20 protein-coding genes are annotated in these 20,068 nt (G+C 56.0%); 10 read left to right on the top strand and 10 right to left on the bottom strand.

The annotated features are described in order from the left end of the window. Positions 1-26 precede the first annotated feature (26 nt). From damX to trpS, 5 genes are all read left to right on the top strand, one after another. Positions 27-1,331: a cell division protein DamX gene (gene damX, locus SK47_RS20055; protein ID WP_003861632.1), complete on the top strand. Its 1,305-nt coding sequence runs from the start codon at positions 27-29 to the stop codon at positions 1,329-1,331. A gap of 67 nt (positions 1,332-1,398) precedes the next feature. Then, positions 1,399-2,211: an adenine-specific DNA-methyltransferase gene (gene dam / locus SK47_RS20050; protein ID WP_003861633.1), complete on the top strand. Its 813-nt coding sequence runs from the start codon at positions 1,399-1,401 to the stop codon at positions 2,209-2,211. 39 nt (positions 2,212-2,250) lie between these two features. After that, entirely contained in the window at positions 2,251-2,928 is a 678-nt protein-coding gene (rpe, locus tag SK47_RS20045; RefSeq protein WP_003861634.1) for a ribulose-phosphate 3-epimerase, read from the top strand. Beyond that, positions 2,921-3,682, top strand: a complete 762-nt coding sequence (gene gph / locus SK47_RS20040; RefSeq protein ID WP_048244973.1) for a phosphoglycolate phosphatase — start codon at positions 2,921-2,923, stop codon at positions 3,680-3,682. The genes rpe and gph overlap by 8 nt, the downstream gene beginning before the upstream one ends. Further along, entirely contained in the window at positions 3,675-4,679 is a 1,005-nt protein-coding gene (gene trpS, locus SK47_RS20035; RefSeq protein ID WP_023298773.1) for a tryptophan--tRNA ligase, read from the top strand. Before gph ends, trpS begins: the two co-directional genes overlap by 8 nt. A gap of 72 nt (positions 4,680-4,751) precedes the next feature. Here trpS and SK47_RS20030 read toward each other — a convergent pair whose 3' ends face one another. The 5 genes from SK47_RS20030 to tsgA form a co-directional block, all read right to left on the bottom strand. Beyond that, entirely contained in the window at positions 4,752-4,922 is a 171-nt protein-coding gene (locus tag SK47_RS20030; protein WP_008503029.1) for a YhfL family protein, read from the bottom strand. 144 nt (positions 4,923-5,066) lie between these two features. Beyond that, positions 5,067-6,440 (bottom strand): siroheme synthase CysG, encoded by a 1,374-nt coding sequence (cysG, locus tag SK47_RS20025; RefSeq protein WP_045330086.1) that lies wholly within the window; start codon positions 6,438-6,440, stop codon positions 5,067-5,069. Between the two features lie 134 nt (positions 6,441-6,574). After that, positions 6,575-6,901 carry a nitrite reductase small subunit NirD gene (gene nirD / locus SK47_RS20020; protein WP_015571429.1) on the bottom strand — a complete coding sequence of 109 codons (327 nt, stop codon included), beginning with the start codon at positions 6,899-6,901 and terminating at the stop codon, positions 6,575-6,577. Beyond that, positions 6,898-9,441 carry a nitrite reductase large subunit NirB gene (nirB, locus tag SK47_RS20015; RefSeq protein ID WP_003861645.1) on the bottom strand — a complete coding sequence of 848 codons (2,544 nt, stop codon included), beginning with the start codon at positions 9,439-9,441 and terminating at the stop codon, positions 6,898-6,900. Before nirB ends, nirD begins: the two co-directional genes overlap by 4 nt. A gap of 260 nt (positions 9,442-9,701) precedes the next feature. Continuing rightward, a complete protein-coding gene (tsgA, locus tag SK47_RS20010; protein WP_003861648.1) occupies positions 9,702-10,886 on the bottom strand; it encodes an MFS transporter TsgA in 1,185 nt (394 codons plus the stop codon). Between the two features lie 278 nt (positions 10,887-11,164). Between tsgA and ppiA the strand changes: the two genes are divergently transcribed. From ppiA to SK47_RS19990, 4 genes are all read left to right on the top strand, one after another. Continuing rightward, a complete protein-coding gene (gene ppiA, locus SK47_RS20005) occupies positions 11,165-11,737 on the top strand; it encodes a peptidylprolyl isomerase A (protein WP_003861649.1) in 573 nt (190 codons plus the stop codon). Between the two features lie 105 nt (positions 11,738-11,842). Further along, positions 11,843-12,427, top strand: a complete 585-nt coding sequence (locus tag SK47_RS20000; RefSeq protein ID WP_023323821.1) for a putative adenosine monophosphate-protein transferase Fic — start codon at positions 11,843-11,845, stop codon at positions 12,425-12,427. Positions 12,428-12,457: 30 nt separating this feature from the next. After that, complete coding sequence (gene pabA, locus SK47_RS19995) at positions 12,458-13,021, top strand: aminodeoxychorismate synthase component 2 (RefSeq protein ID WP_003861654.1); 564 nt, start codon at positions 12,458-12,460, stop codon at positions 13,019-13,021. Positions 13,022-13,108: 87 nt separating this feature from the next. Further along, positions 13,109-14,329, top strand: coding sequence for a bifunctional acetylornithine/succinyldiaminopimelate transaminase (locus tag SK47_RS19990; protein WP_003861656.1), 1,221 nt, complete (start codon positions 13,109-13,111; stop codon positions 14,327-14,329). Here the strand turns inward: SK47_RS19990 and SK47_RS19985 are convergent. Both SK47_RS19985 and crp read right to left on the bottom strand, forming a co-directional pair. Next, complete coding sequence (locus SK47_RS19985) at positions 14,326-16,413, bottom strand: YccS/YhfK family putative transporter (protein ID WP_003861657.1); 2,088 nt, start codon at positions 16,411-16,413, stop codon at positions 14,326-14,328. The two genes, SK47_RS19990 and SK47_RS19985, sit on opposite strands and share 4 nt — an antisense overlap. Positions 16,414-16,470: 57 nt before the next feature. Continuing rightward, a complete protein-coding gene (gene crp / locus SK47_RS19980) occupies positions 16,471-17,103 on the bottom strand; it encodes a cAMP-activated global transcriptional regulator CRP (RefSeq protein WP_000242758.1) in 633 nt (210 codons plus the stop codon). A 310-nt stretch (positions 17,104-17,413) separates the two neighbouring features. Between crp and SK47_RS19975 the strand changes: the two genes are divergently transcribed. After that, positions 17,414-17,818: an OsmC family protein gene (locus SK47_RS19975; RefSeq protein ID WP_048244970.1), complete on the top strand. Its 405-nt coding sequence runs from the start codon at positions 17,414-17,416 to the stop codon at positions 17,816-17,818. Between the two features lie 66 nt (positions 17,819-17,884). On the opposite strand, the gene SK47_RS19970 is transcribed toward SK47_RS19975, so the two are convergent. From SK47_RS19970 to SK47_RS19960, 3 genes are read right to left on the bottom strand one after another with little or no spacing between them, the layout of a single operon-like run. After that, positions 17,885-18,754 carry a phosphoribulokinase gene (locus tag SK47_RS19970; protein WP_003861663.1) on the bottom strand — a complete coding sequence of 290 codons (870 nt, stop codon included), beginning with the start codon at positions 18,752-18,754 and terminating at the stop codon, positions 17,885-17,887. Positions 18,755-18,784: 30 nt separating this feature from the next. Further along, on the bottom strand, positions 18,785-19,003 hold the full coding sequence (locus tag SK47_RS19965) for a YheU family protein (RefSeq protein WP_003861664.1): 219 nt from the start codon (positions 19,001-19,003) through the stop codon (positions 18,785-18,787). Beyond that, complete coding sequence (locus SK47_RS19960) at positions 19,000-20,022, bottom strand: hydrolase (protein ID WP_023314942.1); 1,023 nt, start codon at positions 20,020-20,022, stop codon at positions 19,000-19,002. The genes SK47_RS19965 and SK47_RS19960 overlap by 4 nt, the downstream gene beginning before the upstream one ends. Between the last annotated feature and the right edge of the window lie 46 nt (positions 20,023-20,068).

Genomic DNA, 20,068 nt, shown 5'->3' with positions numbered 1-20,068 from the left:
GCAGAAGCCTTTGAGTGGGGTGTTAAATGGATGAATTCAAACCAGAAGACGAGCTGAAACCCGATCCCAGCGATCGTCGTACTGGTCGTTCTCGTCAATCTTCAGAACGTGATAACGAGCCGCAGATCAACTTTGACGATGTCGATCTGGATGCAGACGATCGTCGCCCTTCGCGTAGCCGCAACGCGCGCAATGAGCGTGAAGACGAGGAGTTTGAATCCGAAGAAGAGTTAATGGATGAACAGCCTGTTGAACGTCGACCGCGCAAGCGTAAAAAAGCGGTAGCGGCAAAACCGGCCTCCCGTCAGTACATCATGATGGGCCTTGGCGTTCTGGTGCTGGTATTGCTGATTGTCGGCATTGGTTCCGCGCTAAAAGCCCCTTCTACCCATTCTACCGAGCAGACCGCGTCTGCCGAGAAGAGCATCGACCTGTCTGGTAACGATGCGAGCAACCAGGCGAATGGCGCTCAGCCTGCGCCGGGCACCACTTCCGCAGAGCAGACCGCAGGCAACACCAGCGCCGGTCAGGATATCTCTCTGCCGCCTGTCTCTTCTACCCCGACTCAGGGCCAGGCGCCAGCTACGCCTGAAGGCCAGCAGCGTGTTGAGGTTCAGGGCGATCTGAACAACGCGCTGATGCAGCCGCAGAATCAGGAACAGGTTAACGCTGCCGTGGTGAACTCCACGCTGCCAACTGAACCAGCCACCGTTGCGCCAGTTCATGGCAGCAATGCCCAGCAGCAGACGGCGGCAACGGAAACCAAACCGCGCCAGACGCAGACTGCACCACGCCAGGAGCGTAAGCAGGCTGTGATTGAGCCGAAGCGTGAGACGAAACCACAGGCCGTGGCAAAAGCGCCAGAAACGAAAGCGCCAGCGCAGACAAAACCTGCGGTGAGCCAGCCGGTTAAAGCGCCAACGCCTGCGGCAACCGCTGCTCCGAAAGCGACGGCGACCACAGCGGCGCCTGCTGCAACAACACCTGCTGCAACAACACCTGCGGCTCCCGCAGCCAAAACGGGCGCTTCGCCAGGTAAAACGACGGGCAACGTGGGTTCTTTGCAGTCGGCCTCTTCCAGCAACTACACCCTTCAGCTGAGCAGTTCGTCTAACTATGACAACCTCAACGCCTGGGCGAAGAAATCGAATCTGAAAAACTACGTGGTTTATCAGACGACCCGTAACGGTCAACCGTGGTATGTGCTGGTGAGTGGTATTTATGCTTCCAAAGATGAAGCAAAACGTGCCGTTTCCACGCTGCCAGCCGACGTGCAGGCGAAAAACCCGTGGGCGAAGCCGATTCATCAGGTGCAGGCCGATCTGAAGTAATGTTTAAAGCGCAGGATGCTGTCGGAGCTTTCTCCACAGCCGGAGAAGGTGTAATCAGTTAGTCAGCATGAAAAAAAATCGCGCTTTTCTGAAATGGGCAGGGGGGAAATACCCCCTGCTCGACGATATTAAAAAGCACCTGCCGAAAGGCGAGTGTCTTATCGAGCCCTTCGTGGGTGCTGGATCGGTGTTCCTGAATACCGATTTTTCTCGTTATATCCTGGCGGATATCAACAGCGACCTTATTAGCCTCTATAACATCGTCAAACTGCGTACCGATGAGTATGTGGAAGAGGCACGGAAGCTGTTTACGCCAGAGAACAACAACCCGGACGTCTACTATCAGTTCCGCGCTGAGTTTAATCAAAGCCAGGATCCGTTCCGTCGCGCGCTGTTGTTTCTTTATCTCAACCGCCATGGCTACAACGGTCTGTGCCGGTATAATCTGCGTGGCGAGTTTAACGTGCCGTTTGGCCGCTATAAGCGTCCCTATTTCCCGCAGGACGAGCTGTATCACTTTGCTGAAAAAGCACAGAATGCCGAGTTCTACTGTCTCTCATATGAAGAGTGCATGGAGCTGGCGGGCGTAAACTCGGTGGTCTACTGCGACCCGCCTTACGCGCCGCTGTCTGCCACGGCAAATTTCACCGCCTACCACACCAATAGCTTCAGCCCGGCCGAGCAGGCTCGTCTGGCTGAGATGGCGGAAAAGCTGGTCAGCAAAAGAATTCCGGTGTTAATTTCGAATCACGACACGCCTGATACGCGCGAATGGTACAAAGCCGCGAAGCATTTTCAGGTAAAAGTGCGGCGTAGCATTAGCAGCAACGGCGGCACACGTAAAAAGGTGGACGAACTTCTGGCGCTTTATCGACCCTGAGCCTTTGCCCGCCGGTAAACACATTTCAAGGAGATGCGGATGAAACAGTTTTTGATTGCCCCCTCAATTCTGTCGGCCGATTTTGCCCGCCTGGGTGAAGACACTGCCAAAGCTCTCGCGGCTGGCGCGGATGTCGTCCATTTCGACGTTATGGATAACCACTACGTTCCCAACCTGACCATCGGTCCGATGGTGCTTAAAGCGCTGCGTAACTACGGGATCACCGCGCCCATTGACGTGCATCTGATGGTGAAACCGGTTGACCGCATCGTACCCGATTTCGCCGCGGCGGGTGCCAGCATCATCACTTTCCACCCGGAAGCCTCCGAACACGTTGACCGCACGCTACAGCTGATCAAAGAGAACGGCTGTAAGGCGGGGCTGGTCTTTAACCCGGCGACCCCGCTGAGCTATCTCGACTACGTGATGGACAAGCTGGACGTGATCCTGCTGATGTCCGTCAACCCGGGCTTTGGTGGTCAGTCATTTATCCCTCAGACCCTCGACAAACTGCGTGAAGTGCGCCGCCGTATCGATGAGTCTGGCTATGATATTCGTCTGGAAGTGGACGGCGGCGTGAAGGTCAATAACATCGGTGAGATTGCGGCGGCAGGGGCGGATATGTTCGTCGCAGGCTCCGCCATCTTCGATCAACCGGATTACAAAAAAGTCATTGATGAAATGCGCCGTGAACTGGCGAAGGTAAGTCATGGATAAATTGCAGGCTATTCGGGGTGTAGCATTTGACCTCGACGGCACGCTGGTCGACAGCGCGCCAGGATTAACCAGCGCCGTCGATCAGGCGCTGTATGCCCTTGAACTCCCCGTTGCAGGCGAAGAGCGCGTCGTGACGTGGATTGGTAACGGTGCAGACGTGCTGATGGAGCGCGCGCTGACCTGGGCTCGTCAGGAGCGTGCCTCTCAGCGTTCCGCGCAAGGTAAACCGAGTGTTGACCACGCGGATATTCCCGAGGATGAGCAGCAGCGTATTCTGCGCAAACTGTTCGACCGTTTCTACGAAGAGACCGTCGAAGAGGGCAGCTTCCTGTTCCCGGATGTCGCTGAAACGCTGAGCGCGCTACATGCTAAAGGCATCCCGCTGGGGCTGGTGACTAACAAGCCGACACCGTTCGTTGCGCCTCTGCTGGAAGCGCTGGATATCGCGAAATACTTCTCCGTAATTGTGGGCGGCGATGACGTACAGAATAAAAAGCCGCATCCGGAACCGCTATTGCTGGTGGCAGGAAAATTATCCTTAGCACCTGCGGAGTTGCTCTTTGTCGGGGATTCCCGCAATGATATTCTGGCTGCCAGAGCGGCAGGTTGCCCGTCGGTTGGGTTGACCTACGGCTACAACTACGGTGAAGCCATTACGCTGAGTGAGCCGGACGTTGTGTTCGACCACTTCAAAGATTTGTTGCCCGCACTCGGGCTCTCGCACAGTGAACATCAGGAATTGAATAATGACTAAGCCCATCGTTTTTAGTGGCGCACAGCCTTCAGGTGAACTGACCATTGGTAACTACATGGGTGCGTTACGTCAGTGGGTGAGCATGCAGGATGACTACCACTGCATTTACTGCATCGTGGATTTGCATGCTATCACCGCGCGTCAGGATCCCGAGAAGCTGCGCAAGGCGACGCTCGATACGCTGGCGCTGTACCTGGCGTGCGGTATCGATCCAGAGAAGAGCACCATTTTCGTTCAGTCTCACGTACCAGAGCACGCGCAGCTGGGCTGGGCGCTGAACTGCTACACCTATTTCGGCGAGCTGAGCCGCATGACCCAGTTCAAGGATAAGTCTGCGCGCTACTCTGAGAACATCAACGCCGGTCTGTTTGACTATCCGGTGCTGATGGCGGCCGACATTCTGCTGTACCAGACCAACCAGGTGCCGGTGGGTGAAGACCAGAAGCAGCACCTGGAGCTGAGCCGCGATATTGCCCAGCGCTTCAATGCGCTTTACGGCGACGTGTTCAAAGTGCCTGAGCCGTTTATTCCGAAATCCGGCGCGCGCGTGATGTCCCTGCTGGAGCCGACCAAAAAGATGTCCAAGTCTGACGATAACCGCAACAACGTTATCGGCCTGCTGGAAGATCCGAAATCGGTGGTGAAAAAGCTCAAGCGTGCGGTGACCGACTCCGATGAGCCGCCAGTGGTGCGCTACGACGTGCAGAACAAAGCAGGCGTATCCAACCTGCTGGACATTCTCTCCGGTGTGACCGGACAGAGCATCCCTGAGCTGGAAAAACACTTTGAAGGCAAGATGTACGGCCACCTGAAAGGCGAAGTGGCAGACGCCGTTTCCGGCATGCTGACCGAGTTGCAGGAGCGCTATCACCGTTACCGTAACGACGAAGCTTTCCTGCAAAAAGTGATGAAAGAGGGCGCAGAAAAAGCCAGCGCGCGCGCGTCGGAAACCCTGAAAGCGGTGTACGAGGCGATTGGGTTTGTGGCGAAACCTTAAGCCGCCACCCGACAAATACGGACTCAATAAAAAAACCGGGAAATTCCCGGTTTTTTTACGCCTGAAAAACGCTTACTGCTGTGCCGCCGGGCCGCAACCGCCAATGATCTTCGAAATGGAGATCGCCGGATGCAGCAGGTAATCATAGCTGCAATTATTTTTAGTATTTTGAACGTGACCGGTGCAGGCCGTCAGAGTTGATAACAGGCCGACCAGAACGGCAGCTTTAGCCAGTTTGAACATACGCATTCCTTGTCTAAAAATCTAAAATTGGATGTAACACGAGGGAATAAATGGAAAAGTTCCATTATGCGGGCGGTATGTTATCGATTGAGGTAAGAAGGGAGTAGTCCGCTTCAAGACTACTCCCGGGAGAGAGATTGTGCGTTAGTGGCTGGAGAACCAGTTCAGTTTTTCACGCAGTGCTACCACGCGGCCCACCACGATCAGCGCCGGGCTTTCAACCTGCTGCGCCAGCTCACCCAGCTGCGTCAGCACGCCATCGACCACGCGCTGCGTAATGGCGGTGCCGTTTTCCACCAGTGCGACCGGCATATCTGCTTCCATGCCGTGCTCCAGCAGTTTCGCCTGAATCGTGGCTGCCTGATTTAGCCCCATGTAGAAGACCAGCGTCTGCTTTTCAGCGGCCAGATTATGCCAGTCCAGCTCGCTGCCGGTTTTCAGGTGGCCCGTCACCAGGCGCACGCTCTGGGCATAGTCGCGATGGGTTAACGGAATGCCGGAATAGGCAGAACAGCCGGATGCCGCCGTAATACCCGGCACCACGGAGAATGGAATGCCCGCGTTGCAGAGAGTTTCCAGCTCCTCGCCGCCGCGACCAAAGATAAAGGGATCGCCCCCTTTCAGACGCACCACACGCTTACCTTTCTGCGCTTCCCGCAGCAGGATCTGGTTGATCTCCTCCTGCGGTACGCAGTGATAACCTGCCCGTTTGCCGACGAACACGCGGTCAGCATCGCGGCGTACCAGATTCATGATGTCATCAGAGACCAGACGGTCATACACCACGATGTCCGCCTGCTGGATCTGCTGGAGACCCTTCAGCGTCAGCAGGCCCGCATCGCCGGGACCTGCGCCCACCAGTACCACTTCACCGCGATGGTCCAGCGGCTCGCTCAGGAGCTGTTCGGTCGTCTCTTCAACGGCTTTGGTGTCCTGATTGGCAAGGGACTGCGCCAGCCTGTCGTTGACAAAGAACTTCTCCCAGAAGCGACGGCGTTCGCCCACGGTTGCGAAGGTATGCTTCACGCGGGAGCGCAGCTCTCCGGCGTATTGGGCAATCTGACCAAGATGCTGCGGCAGCACGGCTTCCAGTTTTTCCCGTAGCAGACGGGCAAGAACGGGCGAGCGCCCGCCGGACGACACCGCAATCATCAGCGGTGAACGGTCGATAATCGACGGCATGATAAAGCTCGCCTCTTTCGGCGCATCCACAACGTTACAGAAGATGCGGCGCGCTTCGCAGGCGTCGCTGACGCGCTGGTTAACGTCATCGTTATCCGTTGCGGCGATGGTCAGCCAGCAGGTATCCAGCAGGGATTCGTCAAATTCGCCCTGCACCTGGGTGAGCATCCCTTCCTGCGCCCAGACGTCAAACTGTGGGGCGAAAGTGAGGGCGTTGACGGTCAGCCGGGCGCCTGCCTCTAACAGCAGGCGTGCCTTGCGTTCAGCCACATCGCCGCCGCCCACGAGCAGGCAGTCGCGGTTGCGTAATTGACAAAAAATCGGCAGGTGATCCACGACGTTACCTCACAGCATTCATGGCGGGGGAAGAATTGACGTCAGGATAACAGCAGGAATCGTACAGAACATACGGTTTTTCCTGCCGTTACCCATAAGGGGTCATAAGCCTTTCCTATTGAAAAGGCGAGAGGTTACGCTTTCAGCTGCACCTCGCCGTCCTTCACGCGGACGTCGTAGTGTTTGACCGAGAAGCTTTCATCTTCCATGCAGAGTCCGTCGGTTAAGCGGAAGCGCTGCTTTTTCAGCGGGCTGGCAACCCACAGTTCGCCCTGGTGCTCCGCAATCAGACCGCGGGAGAGCACGCTGGCCTCGAAGAACGGGTCGATATTGCTGATGGCATAGACCTGTTCATCGTGGCGAGGGCGGAAAATCGCCACCTGCTCGTTGCCCAGCAGGGCACAGACGCCGGTTGCTGGCAGAATGTCGTTAATATTGCAGATGTTTACCCACTGGCTCATGCGTTTTCCTCCACCAGCATCACCGGAATACGTTCATACGGGGTCGCTGGACGATGCTGTTCACGCTCCGGCACCACCTGCACGTTCGGGTCGCGCTGGGTGCTGTTGATAAAGTGTTTGAAGCGCGTCTGCGCCGCTGGCGTGTTCACGGTTTCGGTCCACTCGCAGATCACCGCCTCGCGCAGGCGAGTCATCTCGGATTCCAGCTGTTCATTCAGGCCCAGCTTGTCGTCGATAATGACCGACTTCAGGTAGTCGATGCCGCCCTCGAGGTTATCAAGCCAGGAGGCGGTACGGGTCAGCTTATCGGCGGTACGGATGTAGAACATCATGAAGCGGTCGAGGTATTTGATCAGCGTATCGCGATCGAGATCGGCGGCCAGCAGATCCGCGTGGCGAGGTTTCATCCCGCCGTTGCCGCACACGTACAGGTTCCAGCCTTTCTCGGTGGCAATAATACCCACGTCTTTACCCTGCGCTTCCGCACATTCGCGGGTACAGCCGGAGACGCCGAACTTCATTTTGTGCGGGGTACGGATGCCTTTGTAGCGGTTTTCCAGCTCAACGCCGAATCCCACGCTGTCGCCGACGCCGTAGCGACACCAGGTGCTGCCCACGCAGGTTTTCGCCATGCGCAGCGCTTTGGCGTACGCGTGGCCGGTTTCGAAGCCCGCTTCAATCAGCTGACGCCAGATTTCCGGCAGGTCGTCCTTCTGCGCGCCGAACAGGCCGATACGCTGGGAACCGGTGATTTTGGTGTACAGGTTAAACTCACGGGCGATACGACCCACGGCGACCAGCCCTTCCGGGGTGATTTCCCCTCCGGCAGAACGCGGGATCACCGAGTAAGTCCCGTCTTTCTGAATATTGGCCAGGAAGTTATCGTTGGTGTCCTGAAGCGGAGTGTGTTCTGGTTTGAGCACATATTCGTTCCAGCAGGACGCCAGCAGCGAACCAACGGTAGGCTTACATACCTCACAGCCATAGCCCTGGCCGTGTTTCTCCAGCAGTTCGTCAAAGGACTTAATGCCTTCCACGCGGATCAGGTGGTACAGCTCCTGGCGAGAGTAAGCGAAGTGCTCGCACAGGTTGTTGTTCACTTCAATGCCCTGTTTTGCCAGCTCGGCGTTCAGTACCTGGGTGACCAGAGGAATACAGCCGCCGCAGCCGGTCCCGGCTTTGGTTTCCGCCTTCAGCGCCGCAACGGTGTGGCAGCCTTTGTTAATGGCGGAGATCAGCATGCCTTTGGTGACGTCGAAGCAGGAACAGATTTGCGCGCTGTCCGGCAGTTTATCCACGCCAATGGACGGCTTACCGCTGGAGGCGTGCGCCGGGAGGATCAGCGCGTCCGGGTTTTCCGGCAGCTCAATGGCGTTCAGCACCAGCTGGAGCAGGTTGCCGAAGTCGCTGGTGTCGCCCACCAGCACCGCCCCGAGCAGGGTTTTGTTGTCCTGGCTGACGATAAGACGTTTGTAGACTTCTTTGCTTTCGTCCAGATAAACATAGCTGCGGGAGTTCGGGGTGCGACCATGCGCATCGCCAATACCGCCCACGTCCACGCCCAGCAGCTTCAGCTTGGCGCTCATGTCTGCGCCGGTGAAGGCGTTTTCGCTGCCCAGGATATGATCCACGGCGACCTGCGCCATTTTGTACCCAGGCGCGACCAGGCCGAATACGCGGTTGTTCCAGCTGGCGCATTCGCCGATGGCGTAAATATCCGGGTCGGAGGTCTGGCAGGTGTCGTTAATCATGATCCCACCGCGCTGCGCGACGGCCAGACCGCATTGCGTTGCCAGCTTGTCGCGCGGGCGGATACCGGTGGAGAAGACGATGAAGTCCACTTCCAGCTCGCTGCCGTCGGCAAAGCGCATGGTTTTGCGTGCTTCAGTCCCTTCCTGAACGATCTCTTTGGTGTTTTTGCTGGTGTGAACTTTCACGCCCATGCTTTCGATCTTACGGCGCAGCTGATCGCCACCCATGTGGTCGAGCTGTTCGGCCATCAGCATCGGGGCAAATTCGATAACGTGGGTTTCAACGCCGAGGTTTTTCAGCGCGCCTGCCGCTTCCAGACCTAGCAGGCCACCGCCAACAACCGCGCCGCGTTTGCTTCGACGCGCACAGGATTCGATGGCGTTGAGATCTTCAATGGTACGGTAAACGAAGCAATCCTGCGTTTCCGAGCCTTTAATCGGCGGGATCCACGGATACGAGCCCGTCGCCATGATCAGCTTATCGTAAAAAACCGTACGTCCGGCGCTGGAGTGGATTACTTTCTCCTGACGGTTGATGGTGATAGCGCGTTCGCCCACCAGCACTTTTACGCCATGCTTCTCGTAGAACCCTTCACGCACCAGAGAGAGCTCTTCGGCGGTATGGTGAGAGAAGTAAGAAGACAAGTGCACACGGTCGTACGCCTTGCGGGGTTCTTCACAGAACACGGTAATATCGAACTGCTCAGCATCGGCTTTATCGAGAAGATCCTCAATAAAGCGGTGGCCGACCATGCCGTTACCGATGATAGCGAGTCTGACTTTGCTCATTTTTGCCTCGATTTCTTTTCTATTACTGCCTACCTTAACGATTCAGCAGGGGCACTTATTGATGCAAATCAAATACGCCTTCACCTACCCCTTAGGGGGTATATCTATGATTTGTCAGGATTTTTATAAGTGACGGATATTGTTTGATTTTTGTGCTTGTTCGTTTTTCGCACAAAATTAATGGGGTTTTTACCCATCGGCGGGCAGGGCGGGTGAGCACAGGGGAAACCCCTTTGCAGTACGCAAAGGGGTTACGGCGATTAGTGGGTAGCTGTTGCCGGGTTGTGTTGACGGTGACGGGTCACAAAGCCCAGCACGAAGCACATGATAAACACTACGGCGTACAGACCGTTAGCGGTATGCAGCGCCGCCAGCGGGCCGCTGTGCGCAACAATCGGGCCCGTGACCACGAAGGTCAGCATGGTGCCGATGGTGCCGCAGGTCAGCACAAAGTTCACCAGCTTTGGCGAGGCCACTTTGGTCTGAAGAGAGCCAAGGGTGATGATCGAGGTATAAATCGCGCTGGAGAAGAAGCCCAGGGTCAGGATGAACCACGGCATATGCTCCGGGGAACCGTTGATGAACAGATACATCAGCACGGTCGCCAGACCCGCCAGAACGGTCAGGATCCGTTGCAGGTCGAAGAAGCGCAGGATAAAGCTAAATGCCCACATGCCGAACATGTAAGACATCCAGAAATCGCTCACCAGTTTACCCGCGTCGTTCAGGCTCATGCCCAGACCTTTAGCATACTCTGGAACCCAGGAGATAAAGCCCAGCTGGCCGAGGATGTAACACAGCGCGGCGATGGAGAGGAACAGTACGCCGATACCCCATTTTTCTTTCGCAACCGGCTCGGATGTAGTCTGCGCTTTTTTGCCCAGCACCGGGAACTCGCAGCCGAAGGTGAGAATAAAGATCGCGACATAGACCAGACCAATGCAGGCATATACCCAGTACCACTCAATGCTGCGCGCCAGAAGATACGCGGCGACCATCGGGAAAATCATCCCGGCCATGCTGAAGAAGGAGTCGGTGAACAGCAGACGTGCGCCGCGCTGGCGGCCTTCATACATGTGCGTAATCAGAAACGTACCGATCGACATGGTGATCCCGCTCACCAGGCCCAGTACGAACATGGCGGCAGAGAAGAGGGCGATGCTGTGGCTCAACATCAGGCCCGCCACGGCGGCAACCATCAGCACGAAGCCAAAACGCAGCTGCGTTTTCAGCGGCACGATTTCCATCAGCCATGCATTAAGGAAAATAGAGATCAGGATCCCCGCGTTCAGGAAGGTGAAGGTGTTACTCATGCTGGAAACGGGCAGCTGGAAGTAGTCTGCGATATTTCCCATCACCATCCCGGTGACGATCACCAACGCGCCGGTCAGGGCGTAAGAGAAGAAGCTGATCCATGTGAGCTTGATGCGATTGCTGTTAGTCATGTCTGGCCTGTTAAAAGTAAAGAAAAACGCAATGACTGCGTTTGAGCGGGCAGATTTTAGTCGCGAAAGTGATCTAATTAAATCTTTTCAGAAAATTTTGAGCACAATTGCAGGTTTTAACGTGATGCAGATCACATTATGTTGCGGGGTGAACAATCGTTTGCGCGGTAATAATTGTTTCAATTTGGTAAAATTAGGTAAAAGACTGGTCTGGGTTCATACTGCTCTTTAGAATCAAGCCATTCGCTTTTTATACTGCGCTTTGTTAAGGAATTCTCATGCTCAAATCAACACTGGCGGCTGTTGCAGCTGTGTTTGCTCTTTCTGCCGTTTCCCCTGCTGCGCTGGCAGCCAAAGGAGACCCTCACGTCCTGCTGACTACCTCTGCGGGGAATATTGAGCTGGAGCTGGATAGCCAGAAAGCCCCTGTTTCGGTGAAAAACTTCCTCGACTACGTGAACAGTGGTTTTTATAACAACACCACATTCCACCGCGTGATCCCGGGCTTTATGATTCAGGGTGGCGGTTTTAACGAGCAGATGCAGCAGAAACAGCCTAACCCGCCCATCAAAAATGAAGCTGACAACGGCCTGCTGAACAAGCGCGGCACCATCTCGATGGCGCGTACGGCGGACAAAGACAGCGCCACCAGCCAGTTCTTCCTCAACGTGGCTGATAACGCCTTCCTGGACCACGGTCAGCGCGACTTTGGCTACGCGGTGTTTGGCAAAGTGGTGAAAGGCATGGACGTGGCGGATAAGATCTCTCAGGTTCAGACTCACGATGTCGGTCCATACCAGAATGTGCCGACTAAGCCTGTCGTCATTCTCTCCGCGAAAGTGCTGCCGTAATCGTTCCCTCACACGGGCACATCTTGCCCGTGTCTTTCCGCCCTCCCTGCGAAAGCGCGTTTTGCTGCTTATACTTGTGGCAAACGGACTATTCAGGGAGGCGTAGTGAAAAAACTCACCGACAAGCAAAAATCCCGTCTCTGGGAGCAACAACGTAATGTCAATTTTCAGGCCAGCTGCCTCCTTGAAAAAGGTAAGGGGCCCGCTGAACCCGATATCGAGACGCTGGAACTGGGGCCTTCCGCACCGGGTTTACCCCATCTGTGTCTTATTCACCGCCATTTATTCCGCAACGAAATGAAAGGCGCGGGCGAGCTGCGCACCGCCGATATTTCCAAGGGCGACATTCCTTTTTGCCATTTCGAGTACATCGAGAAAGTGGGTAATGAGCTGATGGCTTCGCTGGAAAGTGATAAATATCTGGTAGGCCTTCAGAAAGAAGAGTTTACAGACAGAATCAGTCATTACTACTGTGAAATCAACATGCTACATCCGTTTATGAGCGGTAATGGCGTGGCCCAGCGGATCTTCTTTGAACAACTGGCTATTCATGCGGGCTACGTGCTGAACTGGCAGGGGATCGACCCGGACGACTGGGCTGCCGCCAACCAGAGCGGGGCGATGGGGGATTTGACCGCCCTGAACGTCATCTTCGCCAAAGTTGTGAGCGAAGCGCGGGAATCTGCGTAAAATAGGGCGGCCATTTTTTCAGGAGCCGCCATGATTCTGCTGATTGATAACTATGATTCCTTTACCTGGAACCTCTACCAGTATTTTTGCGAGCTGGGGGCAGAGGTGGTTGTCCGCCGTAACGATGAGATCGCGCTGGATGACATTGACGCGCTGGCACCTCAGAAAATCGTGATTTCGCCCGGGCCGTGTACCCCGTCGGAGTCCGGCATCTCGCTGGCGGTAATCCAACACTATGCGGGCAAACTGCCGATTCTGGGCGTCTGCCTGGGTCACCAGGCCATTGCGCAGGTCTTTGGCGCCACCATTGTCCGTGCCGCGAAAGTCATGCATGGCAAAACCTCACCGATCACACACACCGGTACCGGCGCATTCCTGGGGCTAAACAATCCGTTAACCGTGACGCGCTACCATTCTCTGATTATTGATCCGCCGACCCTGCCGGCCTGCTTTGAGGTTACCGCCTGGAGCGAGACGCAGGAGATCATGGGCATTCGCCACCGCGAGTACGATCTGGAAGGTGTGCAGTTCCACCCGGAAAGCATTCTCAGCGAACAGGGGCACGCGCTGCTGGCTAATTTCCTTAATCGCTGAATATCGGTTGCCTTGCTGTGATTTTTTATGCATATTTTGTGATTATATTTTCACAATAACTGTGACATAAAAATGGATGGTCATGACATGGCAACTGAACAACCAGCAATTACCCGCGCGACATTCGATGAAGTGATCCTGCCGATTTATGCACCGGCTGAATTTATCCCGGTGAAAGGGAGAGGCAGCCGCGTCTGGGATCAGCAGGGCAACGAGTATGTTGATTTCGCAGGCGGTATTGCGGTGACGGCACTGGGCCATTGCCATCCTGCGCTGGTGGACGCGCTGAAAACGCAGGGCGAAACGCTGTGGCACACCAGCAACGTGTTCACCAACGAACCGGCGCTGCGTCTGGGGCGTAAGATCATCGATGCCACCTTCGCCGAACGCGTGCTGTTTATGAACTCCGGCACCGAAGCCAACGAAACCGCCTTTAAGCTGGCGCGCTACTACGCAACCACGCGTCATAGTCCGTACAAAACCAAAATCATCGCCTTCCATAACGCCTTCCACGGTCGCTCGTTCTTTACCGTTTCCGTGGGCGGCCAGCCGAAGTATTCCGACGGCTTTGGTCCGAAACCTGCGGATATCATCCACGTGCCGTTTAATGATCTGCACGCCGTTAAAGCGGTGATGGACGATCACACCTGTGCCGTGGTGGTCGAGCCCATTCAGGGGGAAGGCGGCGTCACGGCGGCCACCCCGGAATTTCTGCAAGGGCTGCGCGAACTGTGCGACGAGCACCAGGCGCTGCTGGTGTTTGATGAAGTGCAGTGTGGGATGGGGCGTACCGGGGATCTGTTCGCTTATATGCACTACGGCGTAACGCCGGATATTCTGACCAGCGCGAAAGCGCTCGGCGGCGGTTTCCCGGTCAGTGCGGTACTCACTACCCAGGATATCGCTTCCGCATTTCATGTGGGCTCACACGGCTCCACCTACGGCGGTAATCCGCTGGCGTGTGCCGTGGCGGGTGCGGCGTTCGATATCATTAATACGCCGGACGTCCTGAATGGCGTGAATGCGAAACGCGATCTGTTTGTGAAACATCTTCAGCAGATTGACGAACAGTTTGATGTCTTCAGCGAAATCCGCGGAATGGGGCTGCTGATTGGCGCCGAGTTGAAGCCTCAGTATAAAGGCCGCGCGCGCGATTTCCTGCACGCCGCCGCGCACGAAGGCGTCATGGTGCTCAATGCCGGGCCGGACGTGATGCGCTTTGCGCCATCGCTTGTGGTGGAAGACAAAGACATCGAAGACGGATTAACCCGTTTTGCCGCGGCGGTCGCGAAGATCGTCAGCGGCTAATACGCGGTTCGTTTTAACCGGCGCGTTAACCAAATCCCGTGATGCGGGCGCTGACGCCATGCCACCGACGAAATGGTGTGCATGGTGTTCAGGTGGCCGAGAACGCGCTGTAAATGCTGCTCAAGGGTGCTCATCGGCCCATGGGTCAGCGTCTCCGGCGCTTCCAGAATGTTCGAATCACCTGACTCGCCCGGTGCATCATACTCCAGGCGCTGCTGACAGCGCTGCAACGCAATTTCACACGACTGCAAATAGCGCTGCGCCAGATCCGGCGTCAGCATCGTGTGCTCCCGCGCCAGCGTCGTCATGGCATTGATGTGCTCGACGATAAACTGGCTGTGCGTGACCCACAGCTTCATGTCAGCCAGATAGTGCGCGTTAAAGCCCGGCTCCTGCATGGCCTGGTTAAGGGAGTTGAACAGGGCGTTATGCGCCTGGTTGACCTTCATGCGCTCGTAGGCCAGCGGAGAGGGTTGTGGGTCATCGCTCAGGATCAGACGAATGGCCTGCTGGTCAGCTTCCAGCGCGTCGTGGGCGTTCTGCCTCAACAGCCCACTCTGCCACTGCGGCCACAGCCAGACCATGCCGCCAAAGGCGATCAGGCAGCCAATCAGCGTATCGACCAGACGGGCAATAATAAACTGTTCCCCGTTAAGCGTGAGCAGTTGAAGGGTATACACCGCCGTCACCGTAAAGCCCACCATCGCCCAGCCGTAGTTTTTGCGGATAATCAGATAGCTCACCAGCGTGATTGCCAGCATACCGGCCAGGGTATAGCCCTCCGGCACGTGGAAGTGCAGCGTCACGCCCGCGATAATCAGCCCCGCCATCGTGCCGCCCGCCCGATGCAGAATACGGACCCGCGTGGCGCCATAGCCGTTCTGGGTAACAAACAGTACGGTCATTAAGATCCAGTAGGGTTTCGGCAGGTGCAGGGCCATTCCCATCAGGCTGGCGATGCTCAGCATCACACTGATCCTTGCGGCATTGCGCAGGGCAGAAGATTTTAGTGAAAGATAGCTTTTGAGCGCGGGCAGCAGCGGCAGCCGTTTTTGCTTATCGGCCATCAGGTCGCGGGCATAAAGCGGGCGCTGGGTGCGTAACACCCGGGCGATGCGGCTGAAATGCCAGGCAGCAAATTGCCCGACCGGGTTATCCGCGTGCTGACGCGCAATCTTTTCCAGCGCGCCGAGCTGTTTGTCCATGTTAAAGCGCGTCGGGTAGCGGTGATAGAGGATATCGTCAGCCAGCACCCGCAGGCGGGCCGCGACGGTCTGCGCGTTCCAGCGGATCACCGCTTCTGCATGGCTGCGCTCCACCAGCTTTTGCACCTCTTCCGGATTATGAAGGCTGACGGAGATATGCTCCTGCAAATCCAGCCCGACCTGGAAGATTCGCAGCAGCCGCTTGTATTCATGATTTTTGTTGGCGGCAAGCATGTGCAACTGCTGATAGCACTGGCTGATCAGATCCACCACTTTTTGCTGGCGCGCCAGTAGCGGCGGCAGGGATTTTTCCGGGTCGGTATGTTGAGTGAGCAGGGTGTATTTTGCTTCGCAGTATTCAGCAAGCTGCACGTAGAGCAGGCTCAGGGATTCGCGCAGCGGCTGTTCCCGCCACAGCCAGAACCAGAACCAGTTAAACAGCCCGTACCACAGCGTGCCGAGGGCGTAGATCAGCAATGGCTCCCACACCGGCATATTACCTGCAAGGCTTAAGGTGAAGATGGCGGCAATCAGCGACGCGGGAAGCAGGCGGGCGTGCAGCGAGCTGATTTCGGCGGTGACGCCGAGCGTCATCGCCAGCACGGTCAGGATCAGCGGCAGAGGAATGTCGCGGGCCAGTAAGAGTTGTACGGCAAGGCTACAGCCGGCAAACAGGCAGCCGCCAATAATCAGACGTTTAAAAAAGCGTTTATGCGGCGTATCCAGACCGGCAATGTTGCAGCAGGCGGGCACGAGGGAAAACAGCAGGCCTTGCTGAAGATGTCCGAGGAGCAGGCCCACGGCCACGGGAAGACACAACACCAGCGTTTGTCGTAGTGCGTAGTTAACTTCCGGGTGATAGATCAGCCTGCGCCACATGAGGAGTAGAGACAAAAACGGCGTGCCACCCTGCGGCGGCACGCCGTTTGACCGGAATTATCGGGTCCCGTAAACCACGATGGTTTTACCGTGGGCGGAGATCAGGTTCTGATCTTCCAGCATCTTCAGGATACGGCCCACTGTTTCACGGGAGCAGCCGACGATCTGACCGATTTCCTGGCGGGTAATTTTAATTTGCATACCGTCAGGGTGAGTCATGGCGTCTGGCTGTTTCGCCAGGTTCAGCAGCGTCTGCGCGATACGACCGGTTACGTCCAGGAAGGCGAGGTTACCTACCTTCTCAGAGGTCACTTGCAGACGGCGTGCCATCTGGGAAGAGAGACGCATCAGGATGTCAGGGTTGACCTGAATCAGCTGACGGAATTTCTTATAAGAAATTTCAGCCACTTCACATGCTGTTTTTGCACGAACCCAGGCGCTACGTTCCTGGCCTTCTTCAAACAGGCCCAGTTCACCGATAAAATCGCCCTGGTTCAGATAAGAAAGGATCATCTCTTTCCCTTCTTCATCTTTGATCAGCACGGCCACCGAGCCTTTAACGATGTAATACAACGTTTCCGCTTTTTCACCCTGGTGAATCAGCGTGCTCTTTGATGGGTACTTATGAATGTGGCAATGAGACAAGAACCATTCGAGAGTCGGGTCTGTTTGCGGTTTGCCAAGCACCATGCGCTGTTATCCTCTGTTATAAGCTGTCACCAGAGTCATAAGATGCATCCGGACTCTGGGGTTGCAATCGAATTCTTACCCATACCTGGGAAGTCGGCTGTCGTAACGTTTCGCAGCCAGTAAAGTTTGATGTCCTCTGCATACATGTGTAACGTCAATGTATTACTGTAGCATCCAGAGTGTTTTAGCATAGCTTTCGCCGCGTGTCTCCTGGTGTCTCGCTTCAGCATGACGCAGGTCGCCTTCCGTTGCGAGAAATGTAACGTACACGTAATCTGTCATAAAAAATGCAACGTTGGAGTGAGTGAATATGCAAGCGCGTGTGAAATGGGTTGAAGGGTTAACGTTCCTGGGCGAGTCTGCTTCCGGGCACCAGGTTTTGATGGATGGCAACTCCGGCGATAAAGCGCCAAGCCCGATGGAGATGGTGCTGATGGCGGCGGGCGGATGCAGCGCGATCGACGTGGTGTCGATCCTGCAAAAAGGCCGTCAGGACGTGACCGATTGTGAAGTGAAGCTGACGTCAGAACGTCGCGAAGAGGCGCCACGCCTGTTCACGCATATTAATCTGCACTTTATCGTCACTGGCAAAGAACTGAAGGATGCGGCGGTCTCGCGTGCGGTTGACCTGTCTGCGGAGAAATACTGCTCTGTGGCGTTAATGCTGGAGAAAGCGGTAAACATCACCCATTCGTATGAAGTGATAGAGGCTTAATTATTGGGGCATCGTGCGTGTTGATGCCCTCACCCTAACCCTCTCCCACGGGGAGAGGGAACATGTTCACGCGATTTGCTTTCCTTCCATCAGCCGCTGCACCAGCGGTGTCATGATAAGTTCCATTGCCAGCCCCATTTTTCCCCCGGGCACCACTAACGTATTCATGTGCGAAATAAACGAACCCTGTAGCATCGCCAGCAACCAGGGGTAATCAATGCCTTCCAGGTTGCGGAAGTGGATCACCACAAAGCTCTCGTCCAGCGACGGGATGCTTTTTGCGGCGAACGGGTTGGAGGTGTCCACGGTGGGGACGCGCTGGAAGTTAATGTGGGTTCGGGAGAACTGCGGCGTCAGGAAGTTGATGTAATCTTCCATGGAGCGCACCACCGAATCCATTACCGCCTCTCGCGAATGGCCGCGCTCGCTCATGTCACGCGTCAGCTTCTGGATCCACTCAAGGTTAACAATCGGCACCACCCCCACCAGCAAATCCACGTGGCGCGCCACGTCGTGCTGAGGCGTCACCACGCCGCCGTGCAATCCTTCGTAAAACAGCACGTCAGTCGGTTCCGGCAGCGGCTGCCAGGGCGTGAACGTGCCGGGGACCTGGTTCCAGGGCACGGCTTCATCGTAGGTGTGGAGATACTTGCGGGACTGCCCGGTACCGCTTTGCCCGTATTCACGGAAGGTTTGCTCCAGCAGGCCGAAGTCATTGGCCTCCGGGCCGAAGTAGCTGATGTGTTTACCCAGATCGCGCGCCTTGCGGATGGCCATATCCATCTCCGGGCGCGTGTAGCGGTGAAAGCTGTCGCCTTCTACCTCGGCCGCCCGTAAGTTAAGCTGGGCGAAGATCTTGCGGAAGGCGAGGCTGGTGGTAGTGGTTCCCGCCCCACTCGAACCCGTAACGGCAATAACCGGATGTCTGGCAGACATAGCAACTCCCTGACTGGAAAAGTGTAAAGATCAGCCATGAAACGCGTTGCGGGGCATGATATTGACCGTCTCATGCAGTTCGGACCATACCAGCACCACGTCGCCGCTTTTAAGCTGGCGCTTAACATCGTTGACCTTTTGTTCAAGCGAACGTTCATGTTCACCATAATCGGTGCCTTCGCGCAAGACAAAGCTTTCAATCAGATTATCGAGCGTTTCGGGAGAGAGATCCTGCCAGGGAATAATCATTTTTTACCGTCCAGATAGGCCGTTAACCAGTCGGGTATACGCGTCTCAAGCCACATTTTTGGCCGACGCAGCGTGCCGCCAACAAAGCCGACGTGCCCGCCGAACTCGGTGAGCTGATACTCCACGTTATCCGGCAGATAGTCAGGGGCGGGGATCGAGTGATGATCCATAAACGGATCGTCTTTGGCGTGGATAATCAGCGTGGGTTTCGTGATTTGATTCAGTAAAGGCATGGCGCTGCACTGACGGTAATAGTCAATCGCATCGGCAAAACCGTGAATTTTCGAGGTGATCAAATCATCAAACTCGCGCAGGCGCTTCACGCGTTTGAGCTGTTGCAGCGTCACAGGCAGCGTATCCGGATAGGCCTTCAGCTTGCGCGCGGCGTTGGCTTTCAGCAGGTTGAGCAGGTAGCGCTGGTACACTCGCGAAAAGCCCTTTTCCATATGATAGCTGCACTGCTCCAGCATAAACGGCGCAGAGACAATCACCGCCGCATCCAGCGGTACGGCGTCGCTCTCCTTCGCCAGCAGACAGGCCAGCATATTGCCGCCCAGCGAATACCCCACCGCTGCCGTTGGCGCCTCGCCGAAATTGTCTCTTAGCCAGCGCAGGAACCAGGTGCCGTCCTCGGTTTCACCCGAGTGATAAATGCGTTTCTGACGATTAGGCTCGCCGCTGCATCCGCGAAAATGCATCACCACCCCAAGCCAGCCGCGGGCTTTCGCCGCCTCAATGAGTCCGTGTGCGTAAGGGCTGTGCAGGCTGCCTTCCAGACCGTGAAACACCACCAGACGGGGTTTATGTCTGGCCCGATCCGGATCTTCGCTCCAGGCGAGATCCAAAAAGTCGCCATCCGGCAAATCCAGGCGTTGCCAGTGCGGGGTGAACTGTACCTTGCGGCGGATCAGGCGCGGCAGCATGGTTTGCAGGTGAGGGTTAGCCACACCGCGCATGGGCACGAACTCTGCGCTCTCTTCGGCTGCAATGTCGAAGTCTGAGGGAATGATTTGGGTCATAAGGGCGATGCTGATTCTTGTCAGAAATTAACTATACCTTCCGAAT

The sequence above is a fragment of the Enterobacter sp. BWH52 genome (assembly GCF_001037565.1).
GTDB classification, from domain to species: domain Bacteria; phylum Pseudomonadota; class Gammaproteobacteria; order Enterobacterales; family Enterobacteriaceae; genus Enterobacter; species Enterobacter hormaechei_C.
The sequence above is the reverse complement of the archived record's forward strand: the minus strand, read 5'-3'. Positions and strand labels throughout refer to the sequence as shown.